At 45.3% G+C, this 23,514-nt stretch carries 20 protein-coding genes; 2 read left to right on the top strand and 18 right to left on the bottom strand.

Annotated elements, in window-relative coordinates:
• Positions 1-21: 21 nt before the first annotated feature.
• Together prfB and C805_RS09580 are read right to left on the bottom strand one after the other, a co-directional pair.
• Positions 22-1,138, bottom strand: a protein-coding gene (prfB, locus tag C805_RS09585; protein WP_155957607.1) for a peptide chain release factor 2 whose coding sequence is annotated in 2 segments (ribosomal slippage) — positions 22-1,062 and positions 1,064-1,138 — 1,116 coding nt in all. Because the reading frame shifts where the segments join, the coding sequence is not laid out codon by codon here.
• 145 nt (positions 1,139-1,283) lie between these two features.
• Positions 1,284-2,000, bottom strand: coding sequence for a DNA alkylation repair protein (locus C805_RS09580; protein WP_016213633.1), 717 nt, complete (start codon positions 1,998-2,000; stop codon positions 1,284-1,286).
• Positions 2,001-2,080: 80 nt separating this feature from the next.
• On the opposite strand from C805_RS09580, the gene C805_RS09575 reads away from it, so the two are divergent.
• Together C805_RS09575 and C805_RS09570 are read left to right on the top strand one after the other, a co-directional pair.
• Positions 2,081-2,581, top strand: coding sequence for a methylated-DNA--[protein]-cysteine S-methyltransferase (locus tag C805_RS09575; protein WP_016213632.1), 501 nt, complete (start codon positions 2,081-2,083; stop codon positions 2,579-2,581).
• Positions 2,582-2,612: 31 nt separating this feature from the next.
• Positions 2,613-3,008 carry a hypothetical protein gene (locus tag C805_RS09570; RefSeq protein WP_016213631.1) on the top strand — a complete coding sequence of 132 codons (396 nt, stop codon included), beginning with the start codon at positions 2,613-2,615 and terminating at the stop codon, positions 3,006-3,008.
• 18 nt (positions 3,009-3,026) lie between these two features.
• Here the strand turns inward: C805_RS09570 and C805_RS09565 are convergent, their stop codons facing one another.
• The 16 genes from C805_RS09565 to C805_RS25065 all read right to left on the bottom strand — a co-directional run bounded on the left by C805_RS09565 (position 3,027) and on the right by C805_RS25065 (position 23,408).
• Positions 3,027-3,368: a hypothetical protein gene (locus C805_RS09565; RefSeq protein WP_016213630.1), complete on the bottom strand. Its 342-nt coding sequence runs from the start codon at positions 3,366-3,368 to the stop codon at positions 3,027-3,029.
• On the bottom strand, positions 3,355-3,633 hold the full coding sequence (locus C805_RS09560) for a hypothetical protein (protein WP_016213629.1): 279 nt from the start codon (positions 3,631-3,633) through the stop codon (positions 3,355-3,357). Before C805_RS09560 ends, C805_RS09565 begins: the two co-directional genes overlap by 14 nt.
• 1 nt (position 3,634) lies before the next feature.
• Entirely contained in the window at positions 3,635-4,987 is a 1,353-nt protein-coding gene (locus C805_RS09555) for an AAA family ATPase (RefSeq protein ID WP_016213628.1), read from the bottom strand.
• Between the two features lie 89 nt (positions 4,988-5,076).
• On the bottom strand, positions 5,077-6,195 hold the full coding sequence (locus tag C805_RS09550; RefSeq protein ID WP_016213627.1) for an N-acetylmuramoyl-L-alanine amidase: 1,119 nt from the start codon (positions 6,193-6,195) through the stop codon (positions 5,077-5,079).
• Between the two features lie 28 nt (positions 6,196-6,223).
• A complete protein-coding gene (gene pyk / locus C805_RS09545; RefSeq protein ID WP_016213626.1) occupies positions 6,224-7,975 on the bottom strand; it encodes a pyruvate kinase in 1,752 nt (583 codons plus the stop codon).
• A gap of 108 nt (positions 7,976-8,083) precedes the next feature.
• Entirely contained in the window at positions 8,084-9,016 is a 933-nt protein-coding gene (arcC, locus tag C805_RS09540; protein ID WP_016213625.1) for a carbamate kinase, read from the bottom strand.
• 219 nt (positions 9,017-9,235) lie between these two features.
• Positions 9,236-10,840 (bottom strand): S1C family serine protease, encoded by a 1,605-nt coding sequence (locus C805_RS09535; RefSeq protein ID WP_016213624.1) that lies wholly within the window; start codon positions 10,838-10,840, stop codon positions 9,236-9,238.
• A 505-nt stretch (positions 10,841-11,345) separates the two neighbouring features.
• A complete protein-coding gene (locus C805_RS09530) occupies positions 11,346-11,771 on the bottom strand; it encodes a GtrA family protein (protein WP_016213623.1) in 426 nt (141 codons plus the stop codon).
• Positions 11,772-12,243: 472 nt separating this feature from the next.
• Positions 12,244-14,070, bottom strand: coding sequence for a glutamine--fructose-6-phosphate transaminase (isomerizing) (gene glmS, locus C805_RS09525; protein WP_016213622.1), 1,827 nt, complete (start codon positions 14,068-14,070; stop codon positions 12,244-12,246).
• A 14-nt stretch (positions 14,071-14,084) separates the two neighbouring features.
• The gene (locus C805_RS09520; RefSeq protein WP_016213621.1) at positions 14,085-15,200 is read right to left on the bottom strand and encodes an LCP family protein; all 1,116 of its coding nucleotides are present in this window, start codon (positions 15,198-15,200) and stop codon (positions 14,085-14,087) included.
• A gap of 182 nt (positions 15,201-15,382) precedes the next feature.
• Positions 15,383-16,162 (bottom strand): glycosyltransferase family 2 protein, encoded by a 780-nt coding sequence (locus C805_RS09515; protein ID WP_016213620.1) that lies wholly within the window; start codon positions 16,160-16,162, stop codon positions 15,383-15,385.
• Positions 16,156-16,923 carry a glycosyltransferase family 2 protein gene (locus C805_RS09510; protein ID WP_016213619.1) on the bottom strand — a complete coding sequence of 256 codons (768 nt, stop codon included), beginning with the start codon at positions 16,921-16,923 and terminating at the stop codon, positions 16,156-16,158. Before C805_RS09510 ends, C805_RS09515 begins: the two co-directional genes overlap by 7 nt.
• Positions 16,920-18,335 (bottom strand): sugar transferase, encoded by a 1,416-nt coding sequence (locus C805_RS09505; protein WP_016213618.1) that lies wholly within the window; start codon positions 18,333-18,335, stop codon positions 16,920-16,922. Before C805_RS09505 ends, C805_RS09510 begins: the two co-directional genes overlap by 4 nt.
• Positions 18,336-18,510: 175 nt before the next feature.
• Positions 18,511-18,711, bottom strand: coding sequence for a hypothetical protein (locus tag C805_RS09500; RefSeq protein WP_016213617.1), 201 nt, complete (start codon positions 18,709-18,711; stop codon positions 18,511-18,513).
• Positions 18,712-18,831: 120 nt separating this feature from the next.
• On the bottom strand, positions 18,832-20,628 hold the full coding sequence (locus tag C805_RS09495; RefSeq protein WP_016213616.1) for a glycosyltransferase family 2 protein: 1,797 nt from the start codon (positions 20,626-20,628) through the stop codon (positions 18,832-18,834).
• Between the two features lie 65 nt (positions 20,629-20,693).
• On the bottom strand, positions 20,694-23,408 hold the full coding sequence (locus C805_RS25065) for a hypothetical protein (protein ID WP_016213615.1): 2,715 nt from the start codon (positions 23,406-23,408) through the stop codon (positions 20,694-20,696).
• Positions 23,409-23,514 lie beyond the last annotated feature (106 nt).

The raw sequence follows: 23,514 nt of genomic DNA, 5'->3' as shown, positions 1-23,514 counted from the left end.
GCGGCGGGCCTGATACAACCGTTACTGTGTTTTTCCCAGACTTTTCCACTTCAGGTAAGCATTGATAAACACATCAAGTTTCCCGTCCATCACACTGTCCACATTTCCTGTTTCCGCATTGGTACGGTGATCTTTTACCATGGTATAGGGCTGCATGACGTAAGAACGAATCTGGTTTCCCCAGCCAATTTCCGTTACTTCTCCCCGGATATCCGCTGCTTTTTTCTCGTTTTCTTCCTGTTTTAACAGATAGAGTTTCGCTTTCAGCATCTGCATGGCCTTATCCTTATTCATATGCTGAGAACGCTCGTTCTGACACTGCACCACTATTCCTGTGGGAAGATGGGTAATACGAATCGCAGAGGAGGTCTTGTTGATATGCTGCCCGCCGGCCCCGCTGGAACGGTAGGTGTCAATCCGAAGTTCATCGTCTTTTACTTCAATGTCCAGATCCTTTTCAATATCCGGCATTACATCACAGGAAGCAAAAGAGGTCTGCCTCTTGCCTGCTGCATTAAACGGCGAAATCCGCACCAGACGGTGCACGCCTTTTTCGGATTTCAGGTACCCATAGGCATTTTCTCCCCGCACCTCAAAGGTAATGGATTTGATCCCCGCTTCCTCTCCGTCCAGGGAATCCAGCACTTCCACCTCATATCCCCGGTCTTCCGCCCACCGTTTATACATCCGGTACAGCATGGAATTCCAGTCACAGGATTCCGTTCCTCCCGCTCCCGCATGGAGAGAGACAATGGCGTTTTCCCCGTCGTATTCCCCGGAAAGCAATGTCTTAATCCTGATAGTTTCAAATGTACTTTCAAACTCCTGCAGGGACTCCTCAATTTCCGGTATCAGAGAAGCATCATTCTCTTCATAGCCCATTTCCAGCAGGGTCTCAATATCTTCGTACTGGCCGGAAAGCTGTGCATAGGTCTCCACATCATCTTTCAGACTTTTCAGCTCTTTCATTTTTATCTGGGAAAGCTCCGTATTATCCCAAAAATCCGGGGCTTCCATTTCCCGTTCCAGTTCCTGGATTTTCTTTTCTTTATTTGCCAGGTTAAAGTGAATCCCTCACTTCCACTAATGGTCCTTTGTAGGTGTTCAAAGTTGTTTTGAACTGGTCTAATTCTACCATTGTGTCACCTTCTTTCTTTCATAATATAACTGACTGTATAACTGCCTCAGGGCTTATTATAAAGTTTTACGGCCTTATCGTCAATGGAATCGGGCGAATATGAAAAACAAATATCTTATCAGAGCAGAGAACCGTAAAATCAGATTTACTGCCGTCTCAGGGTTTTCACCAGCTCTTTCTTCTCCCCGGACACTTTCAGAGACTCTGTAATCTTCTGAATGGCCTTGTTATGGGTAAAATCATTCAGAGTATTTTTCTTAAGAACCGGCAGTGTTGCTTCCGGAAACTCCCGGTAGCAGATGGATATTGCCCAGGCCTGTGCCATGTTGACATAATAAGCCTCCTGCTGCACCTGCTGCACCGCTTCCAGCACTCTTTCAAGATACGTTTCATTTACATAATAGTCCAGAAGCTGTACCAGCCCAAAACGAATCTGAAATTCCTCCCTGCTGTTTAAGTACTGCTGCAGAAATTCCCAGAATTCCGCTGGCTGGCTTCTGGCCAGTTTGATGGTGGAACATACGCTGTCACAGACCGACCAGTTATTTATTTTGGGAATAAATGTTTCCAGAAACTTCCTCTTTTCCTGTAAATCTCCTCTGGCATATCCCAAAACCATCCCCTGCAGCATTACTTCTTCATAACTGTCATCAACAGCATGACAGAGATACGTTTTCCATTCTTCTTTTGCAAGCTGCCTGGCCAGACTGCGCAGCAGGGGCAAACGCACCCCCAGAATATGCTCCACTCCCGGCAGCAGTTTCGAAGTAAACTGCTGAAATTCCGGCTCCGCAAGCTGCTCCAGCTGTTTTCTGATTTGGATATTGCATTCTTCCGGATTTCCGGAAAACAGGACTGTCATTTGTATGTTCTCCTTTTATTTTTCTTAATTTTATTGTATACTGATTACACATTACATCTGAAAAAAGAAAGGCTGCAATCATGAAATATCTGGATTACTATTCCTCCCCTCTGGGCACCATGCTGATTCTGGAGGAACACGGGTACCTGACACGCCTGTGTCTGTCTGACCGGGAAAAACTTCCGGCTGATTTCCCTGCCAGGCAGAAAGATACTGTTCTTATCCGCTCTGCCAGAACCCAGCTTACCGAATACTTTCAAGGCAGTCGGAAGGCTTTCGACCTTCCTCTGAACCCCTGTGGAACCTTATTTCAGCAAAAAGCCTGGAAGGCTTTATGTACCATTCCCTATGGGGAAACACGCAGCTATAAAGAAATTGCTGTACAGATCGAAAATCCCAGGGGCTGCCGGGCAGTGGGTATGGCAAATAACCGCAACCCCATCATGATTATCATTCCCTGTCACCGGGTCATAGGAAGCAACGGTTCCCTTGTGGGTTATGCCGGCGGACTGGATATCAAAGAATGGCTGCTGGAACATGAATACAAAAATTCACATCTGTTTGTTGAAAGAACAGACTGATTTTACATTTTCAAAACCAGGAGATTAAGATATGATTTTCAGAATATTAAGACTGGTATTGTGTATAGCAGGGGTTTATGTTGCTCTGGCCGCAGGCTGTGAATACCGAAGTTTCCGGGGCGGCCACAGATATATCCGGGCTTTTCGGGCAAAAACCCTGTATCAGCATTTTTTTACCCTGCTGCAATGTGAAAAGGATATTCACGGAGCAGATATGGGAAAACTGACTTATCTGGGATACACAGGCGTTTTACTGGCCACAGCAGCCGGCCTTCTGCTTCTGCTGCTGGTTCCGTATCTGTTTCTCACAGGAAACTGGCTTTTTATGGAACTGGCTTTCTATCTGTGGGCCATGCTCGGCATGGGATGGGGATTTTTATCTGTTTTGCTTCAGGTTCTGGATGGACTGCTGAACCGGTTTTTCTGAATTTGAAGATGCTTATTTTCAGATACATAAGGTTCCGTCACCATCCTGATTCAATTTTATTTTCTGATGAGGCAGCATTCTGTTTGTTCCGTCCAGTTCCAGCTCGCATACATCATTATTCCACTGCTTTATTTCCTTTAATTTATCTCTGTTATTGCTGGCTCTCAGAGCAATCAGAGACTCATTTTGCATGGAAGACAGATTATCCTTCCTGTATCCGGAATACAGATAAATATTTTCCAGTTCCATCCCCAAAAAAGCAGCAACTGCACGGGCATTATAAATTCCCATGGTAAACTGCCATTTTGATTTGCCAAGGGAGCCGGTATTGATCGTCTTTTTAAACTCAATTACATGCAAATCCCATACTTCCCTGTTTTCCTCCCATCTGTACACAAAAATATCTGCACAGGATGTTGCCCCCCTTCTGTTTTCCATCCAGCCAGGGCAATACATTGTGTTCCGGAGATAACAGAATCAATGTCTCTCCCAGAACAGTAAATGTAAGTTTCACCCTGCCGCTCTCACTTTTTTCCTCCAGTTCTTTCTGTTCATTCTCATTCAATACTGCATACTTTTCTTTCTGAAACATCTGCAGCTTTTTCTCCACATGCAGCGGAAACATATTATTCCCCCTCAAAATCCTGTACTTCTGAAGTTTGCTCCAATATCTTCATCAGTGCATTTGTAAATGTTTCTACTCTGAACTCTCCGTCCACAGGAAGTTTCCGTTCCATTTCAGAATACATTCCCTTATCCGTAAACTGATAAACAGCCACATCCCGTATGTCCATCAAATCTTCCCGGTTCAGCCCCAGCTTCTCCAGTAATTCCTCTGAAGCACCCTTTTCCTTCAGGCTGCACATGTTATTGATATGCTGGACAATAATATCGCTGTGGGTTGTTACAATCATGGAAATTCCGCTGTTTACAAGACGTACCAGCAATCTGCCCATCTCCTGCTGCAATTTGGGATGAAGACACATTTCCGGTTCTTCATAGCAAACAGTACTCAACATACGTTTATATTTCAAAATCAGCAATAAAGGTGTTAATTCTGTTACTACTGCTGAAGTTGTACGCAATGGCAGACTGATTTCACTTTCCTGCGGCACATATCTGATTTCATTTCTGTTTGCATCACTGCCATACTGAAGCTCTCCATGGGTCATATTTTGCGTAATCCAGTCAGCAATTTCTCCATACTTTGTTTTATGTTCTAAAGAAAGGCTCTCCAATATGTCCAAAAAATGAATAATCGGTCTGGTAAAAGGCTCCATATCCTCTTTCTCTCCCATATCATGCAATCCGGATACATTATAGGCCGCCTGCCTTCCGACTTTATTTATTATGTTTCTGGTCAGCATAAAACCTGTCCTTGCCGCCGGAAGATATACCACATTGGAACTGTAATAATCTCTAATGTTTCCTTTCAGAAACCACAGCAGAATATGCCTGAAAACTATCCTGGCTGCCATCTCAGGTTCCTGTTCCATCATCTTCTCTGAAAATAAAACAGATTTTTTTTCAGCAAAAGAAACCTCTGTAAACTCTCCTTCTTTCCGGTTTTCTACAATCACCTCGAAATTCTCCTGGATTTCCACAAAAAGATGTTGAATAGATACCTGTTCAGAATTGAAAATCTCTGACACAAATCTGTTTTTATTCTTTTTTAATGCAGCATTCAGCACTTCTAAAAATTTTACAGAAGCTATTTTTATTTTCTGTCCCTGATTTCCGCCTGAATTTCGTAACAGATGACAGAGCCTCCCATAAATTTCTTCATAAACTTCCCGTTTTAATTTTTGTAAACCTGCGAAAAGAACGGAAGATTCATCTGCGGTGTAAATTCCCCACAGCAATGACAGGAGATAACTTTTCCCACTGTTATTATCCCCCACAAACAGAGTAAAAGGGGCCATTTGTATATCTGCCCGTTCAATTTTTCCAAACTTTTCTATAATCAGATGATGCCTCATCCTATTCTCCTTCATTTACAGGATTCAGGCACTTCTGACACCTGAATCCCTGTGAAAATACACTTCTGAAACAGATTACAGCCTTCGGCTTAATTCCCAAAATATGCGTCCACCCCGTCCGCAATGCCTGCGGCAAGCTGACTCTGATATCCGTCATCCGCCATATTCAGATCCTCTGTGGGATTAGTCATAAAACCCATTTCCACAATGGTAACAGGAACGGTACACCAGTTAATTCCGCTCATGGTATCCGTCTCCCAGATATATTTCTTATTGGCTCCGGTGGCATTCACCGCTCCGTCCAGCACACATTCGGACAGACTCCGGCACTGGCTGTAGAGATTTCCCATATAGGGATTGGCAGAGGTGGGGCAGATGGTCAGAATCCCGTGCTCACTGCTGTCGTCTGAACCGTTGGCATGTACCCGGATAAATGCGTCGGCTCCGGCATTGTTGGCCACCGCCGCCCGTTCGCTGTTGCTGATATTCACATCATGGCTGGTACGGACCATAAGAACCTGATATCCTCTGGCTTCCAGTTCCGCCTGCAGCTTCAGTGATACCGCAAGGGTCAGCTCGTATTCATTCAGGCCGCTGGCACAGCCGGAAGTACCGCTGGCTACTTTTGCCTTGGTTTCGGAAGCTCCGGGGCCAATGGGCTCCTGCTCACTGTTCCCTTTGCCCTGATGCCCTGCGTCAATCACCACCAGATATCCGTTATCTGTCATTTCTGATTTCAGTTTCAGATATTCGGAAGCAATGTAGTATTCCTTTCCTTCCAACTCCACCGCACTCCAGGTTCCGTCGTCCGCTGTCCGTACAAATTCACTTCTGCGGGCCGCCGTCTGATACACTTCGCTGTCCGTAGAAGGCGCTGTCCGCACATTGACGGAAGAAGTCGTCACCACTTCTTCCCTGGCATATACCACAGTTTCTTTATTCAATGCCGGACCGGCCGGTTCCTCCGGTTCCGGATTTTCTTCCGGTTCCGGATTCCCTTCCTGAGGAGATTCTTCTGTATCTTCCGAATCCGGCTGCTTTTCATTCTCCGCTGTCTGCATCCCGGAAGAATCCTGTTCTTCTGTCTGCTGCTTTGGAGCCTGTGATTTTAACCCGGCATTGTCCGCAGCATTTCCACAGCCGCTGCACAGTACCGCTATGATCATCAAAAATGCCAGCTTTATCGGTATTTTCCTGTATTTTTTCATCTGAATCCCCTTCCCTTTTTCTTCCTGTTCAGCGATTACAGCTTACAATTCCTTCTTTTGCGTCCAGAGTAACGTATGCTCCTGTTTTTAAAATATCGGTGGCATATTCCGCATGAACAAGCACCGGAATATCCAGGCTCAGCCCTGCAATCACCGCATGGGAACCGCTCCCGCCTGCTTCCACAATCAAACCGGAAGCCTCCCGGATCTGCTCCATCATCTCATTACTGGTTTCCTTTGCCACAATAATGTCCCCTGCTTTGAAATTCCGCCGCAGGTCAGCCACATTTTTGCAGACACAGAGACTGGCGGACACAGATTTCTCATTGATTCCATCTCCGGTAAGCAGAATATGGCCTGCCACATGGACTTTCAGAATATTGGTTGTTCCGGATACGCCCAGGGGCACTCCGCCGGTAATCACCGTAATATCTCCCATGGAAATCAGGCCGGCCCGTTCTACCACATCCACCGCATGCTCAAACAGTTCGTCCGCATCTTCCTTGGGCTCCATAATCAGGGGCGTCACACCCCAGGAAAGGTTTAACTGACGGCATACCTTGGGGTACATGCTTCCTCCGATAATGGTACAGTCAGGCCTGTATTTGGAAATCATACGGGCTGTCCTTCCCGACTGGGTAACGGTAATTATCGCCGCAGCATTCAGATCATTTGCCGTCGTACAGGTGGCATGGGAAATGGCATTGGTAATATCTGGATTATCCGGATTCTGTCTTGCTTTAAACCGGGCAGTGTAATTGATATCCTGCTCGGTGCGGATGGCAATTTTTACCATGGTTTTTAAAGCCTCCACAGGGTAAAGCCCTGCTGCGGTTTCTCCGGAAAGCATAATCGCGCTGGTTCCGTCGTAAATGGCATTGGCCACGTCAGTAGCCTCTGCACGGGTGGGCCTTGGGTTCTTCATCATGGAGTCCAGCATCTGGGTGGCGGTAATGACCTGTTTTCCGGCCTCAATTACTTTCTTAATCATCATTTTCTGGATAACCGGCACGTCTTCCAGAGGTATTTCCACACCCATATCTCCTCTTGCCACCATGATTCCATCGGATACCCGGATAATTTCGTCAATATTTTCCACACCCTGCATATTTTCAATTTTTGAAATAATGTTGATGTTATTGCAGTTCTTTTCCTCAAAAATTTTCCGTATCTGCAGCACGTCATCGGCTGTCCGCACAAAAGATGCCGCCACAAAGTCAAAGTCATTTTCAATGCCGAATACGATATCCTCATAATCCTTTTCACTGATATAAGGCATGGTCAGTTCCACATTGGGCACATTGACTCCCTTCTTATTGGAAATCATGCCCCCGTTTATCACATGACAGACGATCTCTGTGTCGGTTACCTCATCCACAATAAGTTCAATCAGTCCATCGTCAATGAGAATCCTGCATCCTGGCTCCACATCTTTTACCAGATTTTTATAAGTTATGGAAACCCGGTTTGCGTCTCCCAGGATTTCTTCCGTTGTGAGGGTGAATTTCTGTCCTGCTTCCAGCATTGCCTTACCGTCTTTCAGTTCACGGAGACGGATTTCCGGACCTTTGGTATCCAGCAGAGAAGCCACCGGCAAATCCAGTTCTTTCCGCAGACGCTGAACTTTTTTCAGCCGTTCTCCCTGTTCCTCATGAGTGCCGTGGGAAAAATTAAATCGGGCCACATTCATTCCCTCTATCATAAGCTGTTTTAATATTTCCTCTTTGTCCGTTGCCGGACCTAACGTACAGATAATTTTTGTTTTTCTTAAATTTTTCATTTTACTCTCCTTTCGTGGTCTCCCATTTATAATATCTGTTTCTACAGAAAAGAAACCGTATCCCTGTTTACGGTTTCTCTTTTCTCTGGAACTAAAACAAAGCGGGCCTTACTTGTGTATCAGTGTTCCAGGCGTTCTTTTCACACCCTCGCGTGAAACTTCCAGCCTGGTAATCAGTGCGCTGCGCACTGCAGAATTGCCGATAAATTCGATAGCCGCCTCGATTTTTGGCAGCATGGTGCCCGCTTCAAACTGTCCTTCTTCCATGTAGCTTCTGGCCTGTTCTATGGTCATTTCATCTATGGGTGTCTCCTGCTCTGTCCCAAAATTCAGACAGACCTGTTCCACTCCTGTCAGGATCACCAGACGTTCCGCGTCCACCAGATCTGCCAGTTTTCCTGCCGCGGAATCCTTTTCAATCACTGCACTGGCCCCTTTCAGCTTATGTCCCTGGGCAAGGACGGGAATTCCTCCGCCGCCGCAGGCAATTACAATCTGGTCTGCATCCAGAAGAGCTCTGACAGCATCAATCTCCACAATATCCATTGGCCGGGGCGCCGCCACTATTCTGCGGTATCCCTGTTCTGTTTTTACCACATGATTCCCTTTTTTCTCTTCTGCCTCCGCTTCCTCTTCCGTCATATAACGTCCGATTTCTTTGGAAGGCCGGTAAAAGGCTTCGTCATAGGGGTCCACACTCACCTGGGTCAGAATGGTAGAAACCGGCTTGTAAATTCCCCGGTTCAAAAGCTCGGTTCGGATAGCGTTCTGCAGATCGTATCCAATATAACCCTGACTCATGGCAGAACAGACTGACATGGGCGTAGCTGTATACTCCGGATAGATTCTACAGAATTCTGCCATTGCAGTATGGATCATTCCCACCTGAGGTCCGTTGCTATGGGAAATCACCACCTGATAATCGTCTTTTATAAAATCCACCACTGCTCCGGCCGTTTTCTTCGTGGCGCTTTTCTGTTCCGGCAGTGTGGTTCCAAGGGCATCATGACCAAGAGCAATTACGATTCTTTTCTTTCTCATAAAAACCTCCCATCTTTCCTGTATGATGAAACGCCAATCCGGACAGATTCCAGATTGGCATTTTCGTTTTTTCGCATTGATTCCTGCAAAAAGAATTCCTGTTTATTTTATCACATTCTCCGGTATTTTAAAAGAAAAAAATCATCGTTCTGTTTCTTTCCGGGCATTTTGTTCACAGCCTTACTGTAAGGAAATGCATGGGGGAAACCCTGCCTTCTGTTACTGGGCCTGCGTATTCTTTTTTCCCAGTCTGGCAGTTACCTTCTGCTCCTGCCATTCTCCGTTCTGACTGGTCTGAATAATAATCTCCACTTCACTGCCTGCTGCATAATACTGTATGATATCTGACAGTCCCTCCATGGATCTGATTTTTCTTCCGTCAAATTCTGTAATAACGTCGCCTTTTTTAATTCCTGCCTGCTCTGCAGCGCTGTTTTCCTGGACAAATGTAATGTACAGTCCTTCTGGCATACCAAAATCTTCTGCCAGGTCTTCTGTCACATCCTGCCCGGACACACCCAGGTATGCGGAGTTGGACTCGTCTACTATTTCTCTTGTAATCAAATCATTGATAATGGGTTCCGCTGCGGAAACCGGAATGGAAAATCCCATCCCTTCCACCTGGGTATCTGAATATTTTACGGAATTGATTCCGATTACTTCACCATTCATATTCAGCAATGCACCGCCGCTGTTTCCGGGATTAATTGCCGCGCTGGTCTGAAGCAGGTCATTGGTGATGGAGGTTCCGGTATTTTCATCCTGTACTGTTACTTCCCGGTCTACTGCACTGATTACGCCTGTGGTAACAGACTGGCCATAACCCAGTGCATTTCCAATAGCCACTACTGCCTGGCCCACGCGTACGTTCTCAGAGTTGCCCAGGGTTGCCACTTTTATTTTTTCCATGGTTTCTGCCGGAATGGATTTAACGGGGATGGACAGCACTGCCAGATCTGTGCTGGGGTCTGTACCTTTAATCTCTGCAACAACATTCTGATCGTCATGGAAATTCACCGTAAGCTGGGTGGCATTTGCAACCACATGATTATTGGTGGCAACATAAAGTTCTTCTTCTGTCTGGCCAATAATAATGCCGCTTCCTGCACTTTCCGTATCCTGTACAAAAGAACGTCCGAAGAAATCTCTTCCAAGCTCTGTCTGGCCCATATTGGTAATGGACACAATGGAAGGCATTACATTTTCCACAATATCCGATACGTCATTGATGATGGTTGCTGTGCTCACGCCTGTAGCGGGAACATTTCCTGTATTGGAAGTGGTTCCGTCTTTTTTATTGCTGCCTCCCGCGGTAGTCTCTAACGCTGTGCTTCCGGAAGTTCCTCTGGTATACTCAAAAGCCAGTCCTGTTCCGTAAAATACCGTACCGGAAACCAGTCCGAATACCAGAGCAAGGGCTGCACACTTTGCCATTGCCATCCCAAATCCATGGTGCTTTTTCTCTCTGACTTTTTTGGGTTTCTTTTTCTTATCAGCGCCTGAATTCCACTGGTTTGCAGTCTGTCCATCCGTACAGTCCCGGCTTTCCGTCTGCTGGCTTCCCTGAGTCTGTCCGGCTGCATCAAACTGCTGCTCACCTGTCTGTCCGGTAGTGTAGAACTGCCGGTCATCTCTCTGATATGGTTCTCCCGCTGTGTAAATTCTCTCACCGTTGTGAGTTGTTACCGATTCTGAAGCCGGCTGGCTGTTTTCCTCTTTTCTCTCATAATAATTGGGATTCCGTTCCTGATTCTCCTGATTGAGATAGCTGTATGAATATAAGGAATCCGAATTCTGACCATTGTTATTGTTATTATTTTCCATAACAGATTCTCCTTTCGCGGCTGTTTCCTTTGCTTTGTTTTATCTATTAAGCAGTTTACGGAATATTTGTGATAAAAATGTGACAAATATTTTAAAAATGCGTGATATTGTTCTGATACTTTTTCCTTTATGATAATAAGCGGCGATTTGAAATTTTTATGAGGTGTATGAGAACTGGAATCAGAAAAAAATAACATTAAAGCAGGCCGCCAGAGCCTGCAATTTACCGGAAAGCACCTTTTTCTATAAAGCAAAGGCCATTAAAAAACCTGATTAAAAGAATCAGGGCAAACCTGGCAGGAGGCAATGGGACGCTTACACGGAAACCATTATGGCTCCTGCCAGAATCAATGCCACTCCCGTAATTTTTTTGCCTGTAATATTCTCTTTCAGAATGCAGCAGGATAATACAGACACAAGGAGAAGATACCAGCATCAGGAAAATGCCTTTTTATTTTTTTTAATGACTTTATCAAAAAATCATACCTTTTAATCTATTATCAATTTAAAGCAGTTCCTTTCTCCTGCCTGCAATCCTCTGCCTTATCCCATCTTCCAGAAACACTTTCCTGGAACTGAAATTCCAGAAAGACACCAGCAGAGCCGCACATATTTTTGCTGCCATATAATGCAGTTCCAGGTGTTCCACAAACCATTTCATAATCAAAGAATTCATCAGAAGTCCGCAGCCACTCAACAGCAGAAAAATACTGAATTCCCCTTTTCTTTTCTGTTCTCCGGCACATTCAAATACATATTTTGTACTGTATATATAGTTAAATGCTGTTGCTGCAGAAAAGGACAGCATGGACGACAGGAGGTAATGCATGTGAACGGTTTCCGTAAATATAAACAGCAGCGCATAATCCACCAGAAAAGACCCTGCTCCCACCATACTGAATCTGCAAAATTGTTTTATCATCTTTTTCATAATATCCTCTTATTTTCATATTCAGAATCTCCTGTAAGTAAAAAAGAATGCGCATAGCGCATTCTCCGCGCGCGAGCGGATTGCCCAGCAATAAACATCACCCCCGCGAGCTGCGCATCATTGTTTTGTTCTTCTATAGGAAATCCAGAGGAATTTCCTATAGAAGAACAAAGCGGACAGGTCCGCAGGGGCTCCCTGAACCCCTCATTCATAAGAGACCTGGACAGTTTGCTGCGTCGAGTGCGGTCGCTTTAGCTACATCTTCTATTCGCACGAGTTCGCATAATTGTTTTTAATCTTACAGGAAATACTTTCGCACATTAGCGTAACAAGGTATTTCCTGTAAGATTAAAAACCGGCAGCAATTCTGCCGCCGGTTTCTCATTGTATCTTATTTTCAATTATTTTGCAAGGGTAAATCATACCAGTATCTGCCTTCCATCAGGGCTTTTCCTCATGACAGATAACAAACTCATTCCACCGTAACGGATTTTGCCAGATTCCTGGGCTTGTCCACGTCACAGCCTTTTCCTACAGATACATAATAGCTGAAAAGCTGCAGGGGAATAATTGCCAGAGAATTGGTAAAATACCGGTTAGTTTGAGGAATGTAGATGACATAATCGGCTGCCTTCTCAATGTCCCGGTTGCCTGCATTGGTCACTGCAAGGACAAAAGCACCTCTGCTGCTCAGCTCCACAATATTACTGATGGTTTTTTTATATAAATCTTCCTGCGTTATCACAGCGGCCACCAGCGTCCCTTCCTCAATCAGGGAAATGGTGCCATGTTTTAACTCTCCTGCCGCATAGGCTTCCGAATGAATATAGGAAATTTCCTTTAATTTCAGGGAACCTTCCAGAGAAATGGCATAATCAATGCCCCGGCCCACAAAAAATACGTCTTTTGCCGCAATATAACGATTGGCAAAATGCTGTATTTTTTCTTTGTTGCTCAGAAGCATTTCTATCTGTTCCGGCAGTTTCTGTAAATCTCTCAAAAATCCTGCCACTTCATTTTCTGTAATCTCTCCGCGCACCTGTGCAAATTTAATGGCCAGCAGATATTCTGCAATTAACTGGGCGCTGTAGGCTTTGGTGGTTGCCACTGCAATTTCCGGGCCGGCCCAGGTATACATAACCCTGTCTGCCTCCCTGGCAATGGAACTTCCCACCACATTGACAATTCCAAGGGTTTTTACACCATGCTTTTTTGCTTCCCGCAATGCTGCCAGAGAATCCGCAGTTTCTCCGGACTGACTGATAATAATCACAAGGTCTTCCGGCTCCAGAATGGGATTGCGGTAGCGGAACTCAGAAGCCAGATCCACTTCCACGGGAATTCTGGCCATTCCCTCAAAAATATATTTTGCGGTAACACCAGTATGGTATGCGGAACCACAGGCAACAATATGGATTCTGCGGACAGAGCGGATCTCCTCATCACTCATGCCAAGTTCCTCAATCACAATGGCTCCTTCCTTAATCCTGGGATTCAGGGTATCTCTTACAGTCTGAGGCTGTTCATACATTTCCTTTAACATGAAATGTTCATAGCCGCCTTTTTCCGCTGCATTGATATCCCAGTCTATGGCAGTGGATTCCTTCTGTATTTCCTCTCCGTCCACATTGTAAAAATCAATGCTTTCGCCAGTTAAAACTGCAATTTCTTCATTCTGTATAAAATAAACATTTCTGGTATATTTTAATACGGCGGGCACATCGGACGCAATGAGATTCCCGTCCTTTCCATGGCCCACAATCAATGGGCTGTCCTTACGGACCGCATAGATTTTATCCGGATGTTCTTTAAAAATAATCCCCAGTGCATAGGATCCTTCCACCCTGTGCATTACCTTGGTAATAGCCTCCACCGGATCCCCTTTATAATAACGGTCCAGAAGATGGGCAACAACTTCTGTGTCCGTATCCGACAGAAACTGATATCCTTTCTGCTCCAGACGCTTCCGCAGTTTCAGATAATTTTCAATAATTCCATTATGAACCACTGCAATGGTTTCTGTCTGATTATAATGAGGATGTGCATTATCGTGGGACGGAGCTCCATGCGTAGCCCAGCGCGTATGCCCGATTCCGGATAACCCTGGCATGGTAGCTCCGTCATGGGTCAGCTCACTGAGCACTTTCAGACGCCCCACCGCTTTCCTGACCTGAATGTTCTCTCCGTCATACACTGCAATTCCTGCTGAATCGTATCCTCTGTATTCCAGTTTTGACAAACCCTCCAGTAAAACAGGCGCCGCCTGAGATTCACCGATATACCCTACAATTCCACACATATGATGTCCTCCTGTTATTCACTCTTGTCTGCCCTCACGCCTGTGCGGTACACAATTTCGTCACTGATGCTCTGCACGCTTTCCGTCACCTGATAATCATCTGTTCCATAAAGAAAATCATGAAGCTGTTTCACATTAGAAGCCAGATCCGCAGGAATTACGCAGTCCTGACTGCCTTTCTGGTAGGAAATACTTACCACTGCACTTCCTCTGTCAAATGGAAAACCTGCCGTTTCTCCCATTTTATACTGAAACGCATCTGCTGCAAGGGCCAGAATTTCAGTTTTTGACAGACTGGTCTTAACATCAGGAAATACGGTATCAATCAGTTCATTGATGGTAGCCATATCTGAAGCCAGCGCCTTTTCGACCATCTTCTCCAGAACTTCCCGCTGACGTTCCGTTCTTTTAAAATCGTCTCCTATCGTATACCGGATTCTTCCGTAGGAAACTGCCTGTACTCCATTCAGATTATAGGTGCCGGCTCCTGACAGGGGACTGTAGCTTTTTCCGGTTACTTTGGAGGTTTCAATGCAGTAGTTATTAAGATGATCCACCTCTTCACTGGTCACCTCCATTTCCACACCTCCCAGAATATCCACTGCTTCTGCCACTGCGGAAAAGTCAAAAGAAACATATTCCTGAATATCCAGATCCAGATTGGTATTCAGCATTCGCACCGCCTGTTTCGGTCCGCCTTTGGCATAGGCTGCATTCGCCTTGCTGTAAGCCCCTGTGTTATCCAGATCCGCCATTTTCAGAAATGTATCGCGATACACGGAAACCAGTCTCACTTCCTTGGTTTCCTTGTCTATCCTGGCCACCATGATGACGTCTGAATTTCCACGCTCATAAGATCCTTCGTCCCGGTTATCCAGTCCAAACAGAGCAATGGTGGTAAATTCTCCCAGTACATCCTGCGTTTCTTCCGGCAGTTCCACTCTTACATCCTTCCCTTTAAAAGAAACGTCCGTATTCAGCTTGTCCATTTTGCTGTTTACCCAGATCCAGCCAACTGCCGACAGCAGAATCAGCAGCTCAATTGCCACAATCAGCAGTTTTCGTCTCTTTCTCTTTTTACTTTTCTTCGTGGGCTGTTTCGCCCCCTGTACTTTGCTTTGTTTTGCCATACCTTCACCCTATCTGTTCTGATTCCCATGAGGAGCATTACCGCCGCCTGAGGCAGGAATACTGCCCTCCCAATCTTTAATTCCTTCCGGACGCCTGTGTTTTCTGAACTGTGTATCCCACAGAACATACATTTATCACAATTAATACATATGGTCTATATTATAATATTTCAGACCATTTATCAACCGTCATTTTTCTTGAATTTTCCAGAAATGACATGTATTTTATGGTAACTTTGTATAATTCTTACAAAAAAATAACCGAAAAACCAGAGACGGTTTCGTAACATTTTACCAAATCCATAATGTTTCATACTGGAATTATTATCTCCATGTCTGCGGTATAACAACAGTGTATCCGGCAGAAAACAGGATTTTCCAGCGGCATAATCTCCCAGAATCCCAATCCACTGGTCATGCATTTCAATCTGATTCGGAATGGGCAGAATGATTTCTTTCAGTTCCTGCCGAAATGCCATACAGCAGCCAATGTAACTGTTTTTCAGCATGTTTTTCCAGACGCCGGCCCTGGAACCTCGAAATCGGAAAAAAGATTCTATCTCAATCTGTTGCGGATTATCTCCCTCAAATACTGCTGCGTCATGAATCACCACCATGGCCTTCTTCCGTTCAAATGCCTCCAGTACCCTCTCCACCTTATGCTCCACCCAGATATCATCCTGGTCCGCCAGAAAAATATACCTGCCTCTGGTACAGCGGAGGGCATGTTCCACATTTTTTTTAATTCCCTGTCCAGGTCCCCTGAAAAGCCGGATTCTGGCATCTTTCTTCTGATATTCTTTTATAATATCAACTGTATGATCCGCAGAACCGTCATCTGAAATTACCAGCTCATCCTGCGCCTGAAGCTGACGTATGACAGAAGTGATCTGTTCCCGGATATAACGTTCTCCGTTAAAAGTCACCATGGCCACGGATACGCGGATTTCCTGTGTCAGCATAATTTCCACCCCCATTTTCGAAAATACCGGACCATGGAAGTAACATGTATTTTCAGTAAAGACAGGTCTTTATGGGAACCCTTCTCCCATTTGTGAATGACTGTGGTATGGGGACAGTACCAGACACTGCTGCACTGACTGACCTGCCGGCACAGATCCGCATCTTCCATATACATAAAATAACGCCGGTCAAATCCTCCAAGCTGTCGGAACAGCTCCGTGCGCAGGAACAGAAAACTGCCCTGTGCAAAGGGCACTGGAAATGGTTTTTCATAATCCATATCCTGCATGGTATGATATGACTGGCGTTTTTTGAAATGGGAAGACAGAAACATACGGATCCCCATATCCGCAACTGTCAGTTCCCGACGGTAAACAGGCTGCAGATTCCCCTCTGCATCTGTCATACGGGGCACAGCCATCCCCACAGATTCCTGTTCTTCCATAAATTTCAGTAAAGCGGTAAAACTGTCTTCTGTCAGAATGATATCAGGATTCACTATGGCATGAAATCTGGAATCCAGTCTGGAAAGCACATAATTGTGTCCGCCTCCAAATCCCAGATTTTTTCCGGGACGCAGATATGTGACCTCCGGGTACTTCTGTTCCAGTCTGAAAAGTCCATTTTTTTTACTGCTGTTATCCACCAGAAACAGTTCTTTTGAAACAGCGAGAGCGGTACATTCCATAATAGAACGTACCGCATTCTTTACATCTTCTTCATCATTATATGCTACAATGGTTATTGATATATCTTTCATGACGATCCTTTGCCTGTGAGCACCACCCCGATAGTCCGAAACAGAATCCGCACATCCATTCCCAGAGACCAGTTGGAAATATACTGGGTATCCAGTGCCACAATCTCCTCAAAATTCTTAATATCACTTCTTCCGCTGACCTGCCACATACCGGTAAGCCCCGGCCGGATGCCCAGCCTTGCCTTGTGATGAAGCTCATACTGTTCAAATTCTTCTTCGGTAGGAGGCCTTGTCCCCACAAGGCTCATATCCCCTTTCAGTACATTCCAGAACTGAGGTAGCTCGTCAACAGAAAACTTGCGCATGAACCTGCCCACACCAAAAATTCTGGGGTCATGCTCCATTTTGAACATCAGCCCCTCCATCTCATTCTGAGCCATCAGGTCCTGTTTCATTTTATCTGCTCCCACCACCATGGTACGGAATTTGTAAAATTTGAATCGTCTGCCGTTTCTTCCAATCCTGGTCTGAGCATAAAAAATGGGCCCCGGAGACTGTACTTTAATAATCGGCGCAAAAATCAGAAATGCTATCCCCGTCAGCAGCAGTCCTGCCAGACTTCCCGTAATATCCATGCACCGTTTGATAAACACCTGTCTTGTGGTAGCAATTTTCATACTGGTAGTCAATACCATATATTTTCCGCATTTTTCCACCATTTTATTGGGCATAAGCCGGGATTCCCGTACCAGATTAAAATGTACCGTCAGTCCCAGCTCCAGCAGTTCATTGGCCAGTGCTTCACTGCTTTCTCTGGTATTTCCGTTGATGAATATTTCATCTACCACGTTAATACGCACATATTCCAGAAAACTGTCCGCGCAGGCCACCACCGGAACTCCGCAGATAGTATCTCCAATTCTGTTTTTATCCACAATCACCACGCCGGTCACTTCGAATTCCTTATACCGGTCATGCTGAAAATCACTTACACATTCTTCTGCATAGCGTTCTTCCGTAACCACAATCAGCTGGGAAAACTTCTTTCCCCGTATCATGCGCTGACGGATATATATTTTCCACAGACATCTGGAGAAATACTCTATTACTATGGCAAATCCCCAAAACACAAAAATAACCTGCCGGGAATAAATTTCCGACTGTTTGGTCGCCCATACATATACAGTAACCGTTGCAAATATTATGCTGCAGTGAACAATCACTGCCTTCAGTTCCTGAATTTTATTACGCCTCAGGATCCCGGTATATGCTTCAAAGAAAAATACAACACAGATATCCACAAGAAGCAAAACCACCGCCAGACGGTTATAGTAATCCATCAGTAAAGGAAGCCTTCTTATATTTCCCAGCCTGATCAGACAGGAAGTATAAAGAGCTGTTTCCAGACACAATAAGTCAAGTATCAGGAAATCCAGATGTTTTACCCAGCTTTTTTTCTGTCTTTTATACATAGTCCTTTCATCCTTAACGTAATTTTCGTTCCCTTATCAAACAGCCTTTTTACTGTCCCTGTTGTGAATTATCATACACGATTTTCCTATAAATAAGCAACAAAATTTCTCTTAAATTTTCCTTAATTCTGTGCAGTTTTTTCTGTACATACAGGGATACCCGGAGGGTGATTCCCTAGTTCCGGGTTTTATTCCGTATGTAGAGCCAGCTTTCCGAATAATCTTTTCTCTGCTGCTCATCCATCTCACTGTATTGTGAAAACGTCAGTCTGGAGGGAATCATTCTGGTTCCCCCGCATTTGTGGCAGTAAATTTCTTTCCTCCTGGATACTGTTGTAATGCTTCCGCATTCCGGGCAGATAAACACTTTCATCATATGTCACTTCTCACATTCAACTCTGTATTTTATCTTTGCTTTCACTCTATTGTAGCATTGAATTGGAAAAAGGGCAAGTTCAAAGGAACCTGCCCACAGAATTATTCCTGCTGTTCAGTTTTATGGTTTCAATGCATAGTTACATTTTTTCAGTGAAAAATTGGGATTATAACAGGGGTCACCCTCTTTCAGCAGTTCTATCCAGCGTGTACGGAAAAATTCTATTTCTTCCCCGAACCGCCGCACCTTTTCCTGGGTATCTTCGGCCCCGCGGGTTTTGGATTCATAGTGGTATGCTTCCACAAAAGGGTCATATACCACAAGATATCCGGCCTTTCTCACCCGCAGACAGAAATCCACATCATTAAAAGCCACTGCCAGCTTTTCCTCCAGTCCGCGTACTTTTTCAAACGCCTCCCTGGACACCATCATACAGGCCGCTGTCACGGCGCTGTAATTAAGCTGCAGGGCTGCTTTGTGGTAATACCCCTCCTGTCCCCTTCTGAGCCCCGGAAACATATTTGCGGCAATTCCGTCGATACCCACAACGATACCAGCATGCTGAACCGTATTATCCGGATAATACAGGCGGGCGCCCACAATCCCCACTTCCGGCCGCTGACAGTTTCCAAGGAGTTCCTCAATCCAGTCCTGGGTGAGGATTTCCACATCATTGTTCAGCAGAATAAAGTAACTGCCCTGAGCATGAGAGGCACCGAAATTGTTGATGGAAGAGTAATTAAATCCTTTTTCCCAGACCACCACACGGGCATGCTGTCTGTCCTGTAGCTCCTGATAATAAGCGAATGTTTCCGGCTCCGTACTGTTATTTTCAACAACAATAATTTCATAGTTCCGGTATGTGGATTTCCGGATGGACTCCACACAGCGGCGAAGCATTCCGGACTGATCTTTACTGGGAATTAAAATGGAAACCAGAGGTTCCCCTTCCACTTCATACTTCACCCGATAAAAGCCAAAATGGGGAAGCTGGGATACCCTCCCTTTTTTTCCTGTCCGTTCCAGATGTTCCTGCACCGCTCTTCTCCCGGCCTCATAGGCATAGGTTTTACTCAGAGGGTTGTCTGCTGTGGAATTACTGTGGACCCTCCAGTGATACAGCACCTTTGCCACATGTCCTGTTTTCCTGGCAAGTTCCGTACAGCGCAGAATAAAGTCATAATCCTGGGCTCCGTCAAAATCTTCCCGGAATCCTCCTGCCTGCTTTACCACAGAATCCTTTACACACAGAAAATGAGTGATATAATTGTTAGAACACAGCAGATCCGGACTGAATTCCGGTTTGAAATGGGGATTTTGATGTTTCAGCCCCTGTCTTGTTTCTTCCACCTGATCTTCATCCGAGTAAATAACCTCCACTTCCGAATCCTGATTGATCAGTGCGACAACCTCATAAAATGCTTCCGGAGCCAGCAGGTCATCATGATCCAGAAATCCAATCCAGGAACCTGCGGCCACCGCCAGCCCCTGGTTGGTGTTTCCTGCAATTCCAAGATTTTTCTCCAGACGATGACAGTGAATCCGTGTTTCCCGGTGTTCACTGCAGTATCGGCGCACTGCCTCTGCCACTGTTTCGGAAGGCGTGGCGTCCATCAGACAGAGTTCCCAGTTTTCATAAGATTGCTCCCGGACAGAATCCAGCATTTCCAGCAGATATTTTTCCGGCGTCTGATAACAGGGAACCACCACGCTGAGCAAAGGGCGGCAGGTAAATTTTCTGCCCTGCCGCCTCTGGCTTTCCAGTTCTTCCTGACTGGCCCTGTATTTCTCGAACCATGGCTGATACGCCACTTCCTCCGGCTCCATTTTGTCACGCAGCCGGTTCCAGAAAGCCTTTGGTCCATAATGTCTGAAATACCGGATTCCTTTTTTTATTTTATAGGGTGTGATTTTCATAGTAATCCTCCGACATGGCAGCCCGTCGTAAGACGGGCTTCATGACTGCCTGTTTCGGTATCCGGTTATTTTGCCCGGACATATTTCTGCGCAGAACAGGCGGAATATTTTACTTTCTTTCCATTGTTTGCATAAGATCTCACTTTGTAGTAATAGTTTTTTCCGGCTTTGGCGGTTTTATCCGTCCAGGAAACTGTCGTATTTTCAGTAATCTTTTTTATTTCCTGATATTTTCCATTTTTGGAAGTGGCACGGTAAATTTTATAGCCTGTGGCCTTACTGTCTTTCTTCCATTTTAATTTTACCTTTCCCTGAGAAACGGTAACAGAAGTCAGCGCCTGTTTATTCAAAGCGGTTTTCACTGTGCTGACTGTGGAATAACTGGAATATTTCCTTCCCCCGGACGACCCTTTCGCATAGGAACGTATCTTATAGTAATAAGTCTTTCCTGTCGTTATATTTTTGTCCGACCAGGATACGGTTTTATTTTTGGTAATGGTGGCAACTCTTGTATATTTTCCCTTTTTGGAAGTGGCACGGTAAATATAATAACCATCTGCTTTGGAATCCCGTTTCCAGGTCAGTTTAATCTTGCTTCCTCCGGAAACACGGGCTTTCTTCAGCTGAGGCTTCGCTATTTTCAAATCTGCCTTTTTGGTGCCGGTATATTTGGAGTAGTAGCGCTTTCCGTTTACCATCACATAACCGCGGATTCGGTAAGTATACTTGTTTTTAGGCACCACTTTGGTATCCTTGTAACTGATGGTGGCGTTTCCCTGTATGGTTGCAATACAGGAGTAACTGCCCGTACCCTTTTTTCGGTAAATCCGGTACCCGTCTACAGCCGTCTTTTCCCAGGCCAGTTCCACCGTCTTGTAATTTTTGATTTTAAATTTCGTCCAGGAAGTTGCCGGAACCCTGCAGTCCAACGTCTGTACCTCAGAATAAGAGGAATATTTATTACTTTTCAGCTTCATGTAAGCGCGTATTCTGTAATTATATATTTTGCCTGGTACTGCAGTGGTGTCTTCCCAGGTAAGGGTATCCCCCTTGCTGACCGTTGTAATCCTGGACCAGGAACCATCCGTTCCCACAGAACGGTAAATCTGGTATCCATGGGCAGCCGCCACTTCATCCCAGGACAGCCTTATGGACGCGGCTCCTGTTTTCTCTGCCCGCAGCACAGGTTTACTCAGATTTTCTTCCGGTTTTGGACATGGAGAGGCAGGCATATTGTTATACACCGGAACCTTAAATACAAAATTGTTGTTTAATGTTCCCATAGCGGCATAACTTTTCTGAACACTCTTCCCTTCACTGTCTGCTGCCAGAAGATTCTGCATATACTGATGCCAGTACAGTCCGTCATAGGACGCATCCACATCAAATTTCTGCAGATAAAACGTATCCTGTCCCCGTCTGATATATTTGGAGGAAACCTTGTCCGCTCCACCCTTAAGGGCTTTATACCGGGTGTTCCAGCCTGCATTTTTTGCTTCGCTCAGGCCGGTGATAATAACTTCCTGACCGATACCTGTTGCGCTCATATTAAAATAATTATAATATCCTTCATATCCGGGATAGGTGCCGGAAATCAGAGAAGATGTTCCGTTTACCCCCTGCTCCTGGCGTACCCGGCTGGCCAGAAAATACGGGCTGACCTTTAATTCTTTTCCTATGCTGATAAAAGCCTGGGCATAAGTCATGCCGTCGCCGGAACCATCTTCCAGCTTCCTGTGAGACATGAAAGTACCGTTTAATATCTTTTCCACACCGGACTCTGTATGGTATGTATTGTAGGTAAGCTGTTCAAACTGGAACACGGAAGTCTCATTCAGGAAATTTCTTGGGTCCAGATAATACTTCACAACAGCCTCAGATGCCTGTACCCAGTTGGTTCCGTTTTTAATCACCCATTTTCCTGTTTCCATGTTGTAGTCTTTGGACTCTGTGGACTTCCAGGTGTCAGGCTGATAATCCTCCACCAGATTCCGGGCATCAGCCATTTCATTTTTCAGCACCACAGACCACTCCAGTCCGGTATTCATGGGTACAAAACTCCAGTTGGGATGCGACTGCATCAGTTTCTGAATTAAAGTCCGGTAACTCTGGGGAAATGCAGACAAATCCGTAGCTCTGGCGCTTCCTCTGGTAAAATTCCGTACCTCCATGTTTCCGTTCAGATACTGTGTTTTCCAGGCTTCCAGCCTTTCATCCTGTGTGAGTACATACTCGCTCTCAATATATCCGCTGTACACCACATCGCTGACCGCAAATTCAATCTGAAACCACAGTCCTGCATCCGTCAGGGCAGCGCCTGTCAGTTTCACCTGATAACCGCTGGTAAGAATCTGCACCACCTCTGATGCTGCAGAAGCCTCCTGCCGAACCGGAAATTCCACATCATTGGCCAGAACCCCGTACATATCATATTCTTTTAACAGCTCTGCAAAGGCTTCCTCCGGAGAAATTCCATTTTCCCCATTATCCTCTGCTGTTCTCATCAATTCCTCCGGGAATTCAGACAGTTCATCGAATTCTCTGTTATCTTCTGTATTTTCTGACTCAGAACTTTCTCTTTCTGCCTCTTCTGATGCAGGCTGATTTCCCTCCGGCAGAAATTCTCTTTCTCCTGCCTGCTCCTGATTTTCCTCCTGAACTGCTGCCTGCTCTGTCTGCTGTGCCGCCTGAACCAGGCTGCTTCCTCCCCAGACATCTGTGGAAAGTACAACTGCAGCTAACAAAATGGCTGTCAGCTTCATACTTTTTCTCGGTTTCATAGCTGCTCTCTTCCTTTCTTTCTTTTTCACACTCCTCTTACGATTGTAGCACGTTTTTCCTTAACTTTCCATCCTGTTTCTGTATAAAAAGAATTTCCGGCTGCGC

Origin of the sequence: Eubacterium sp. 14-2 (assembly GCF_000403845.2) — a bacterium.
Lineage (GTDB): Bacteria > Bacillota > Clostridia > Lachnospirales > Lachnospiraceae > Petralouisia.
Note: the sequence above shows the minus strand (reverse complement) of the source record. Positions and strands in the feature narration are given on the sequence as shown.

Bases quoted from the DNA above. Each gene is read 5' to 3' on its own strand.
- C805_RS09550 (WP_016213627.1), bottom strand. From the start codon at position 6,195: ATGAAAAAATACAGGAAAATACCGATAAAGCTGGCATTTTTGATGATC.
- C805_RS25065 (WP_016213615.1), bottom strand. From the start codon at position 23,408: ATGAAACCGAGAAAAAGTATGAAGCTGACAGCCATTTTGTTAGCTGCA.
- C805_RS09560 (WP_016213629.1), bottom strand. From the start codon at position 3,633: ATGTTTCCGCTGCATGTGGAGAAAAAGCTGCAGATGTTTCAGAAAGAA.
- C805_RS09575 (WP_016213632.1), top strand. From the start codon at position 2,081: ATGAAATATCTGGATTACTATTCCTCCCCTCTGGGCACCATGCTGATT.
- C805_RS09510 (WP_016213619.1), bottom strand. From the start codon at position 16,923: ATGAAAGATATATCAATAACCATTGTAGCATATAATGATGAAGAAGAT.
- C805_RS09535 (WP_016213624.1), bottom strand. From the start codon at position 10,840: ATGGAAAATAATAACAATAACAATGGTCAGAATTCGGATTCCTTATAT.
- C805_RS09580 (WP_016213633.1), bottom strand. From the start codon at position 2,000: ATGACAGTCCTGTTTTCCGGAAATCCGGAAGAATGCAATATCCAAATC.
- arcC (WP_016213625.1), bottom strand. From the start codon at position 9,016: ATGAGAAAGAAAAGAATCGTAATTGCTCTTGGTCATGATGCCCTTGGA.
- C805_RS09570 (WP_016213631.1), top strand. From the start codon at position 2,613: ATGATTTTCAGAATATTAAGACTGGTATTGTGTATAGCAGGGGTTTAT.
- C805_RS09555 (WP_016213628.1), bottom strand. From the start codon at position 4,987: ATGAGGCATCATCTGATTATAGAAAAGTTTGGAAAAATTGAACGGGCA.
- pyk (WP_016213626.1), bottom strand. From the start codon at position 7,975: ATGAAAAATTTAAGAAAAACAAAAATTATCTGTACGTTAGGTCCGGCA.
- C805_RS09530 (WP_016213623.1), bottom strand. From the start codon at position 11,771: ATGAAAAAGATGATAAAACAATTTTGCAGATTCAGTATGGTGGGAGCA.
- C805_RS09495 (WP_016213616.1), bottom strand. From the start codon at position 20,628: ATGAAAATCACACCCTATAAAATAAAAAAAGGAATCCGGTATTTCAGA.
- C805_RS09505 (WP_016213618.1), bottom strand. From the start codon at position 18,335: ATGTATAAAAGACAGAAAAAAAGCTGGGTAAAACATCTGGATTTCCTG.
- glmS (WP_016213622.1), bottom strand. From the start codon at position 14,070: ATGTGTGGAATTGTAGGGTATATCGGTGAATCTCAGGCGGCGCCTGTT.
- C805_RS09520 (WP_016213621.1), bottom strand. From the start codon at position 15,200: ATGGCAAAACAAAGCAAAGTACAGGGGGCGAAACAGCCCACGAAGAAA.
- C805_RS09500 (WP_016213617.1), bottom strand. From the start codon at position 18,711: ATGATGAAAGTGTTTATCTGCCCGGAATGCGGAAGCATTACAACAGTA.
- C805_RS09515 (WP_016213620.1), bottom strand. From the start codon at position 16,162: ATGCTGACACAGGAAATCCGCGTATCCGTGGCCATGGTGACTTTTAAC.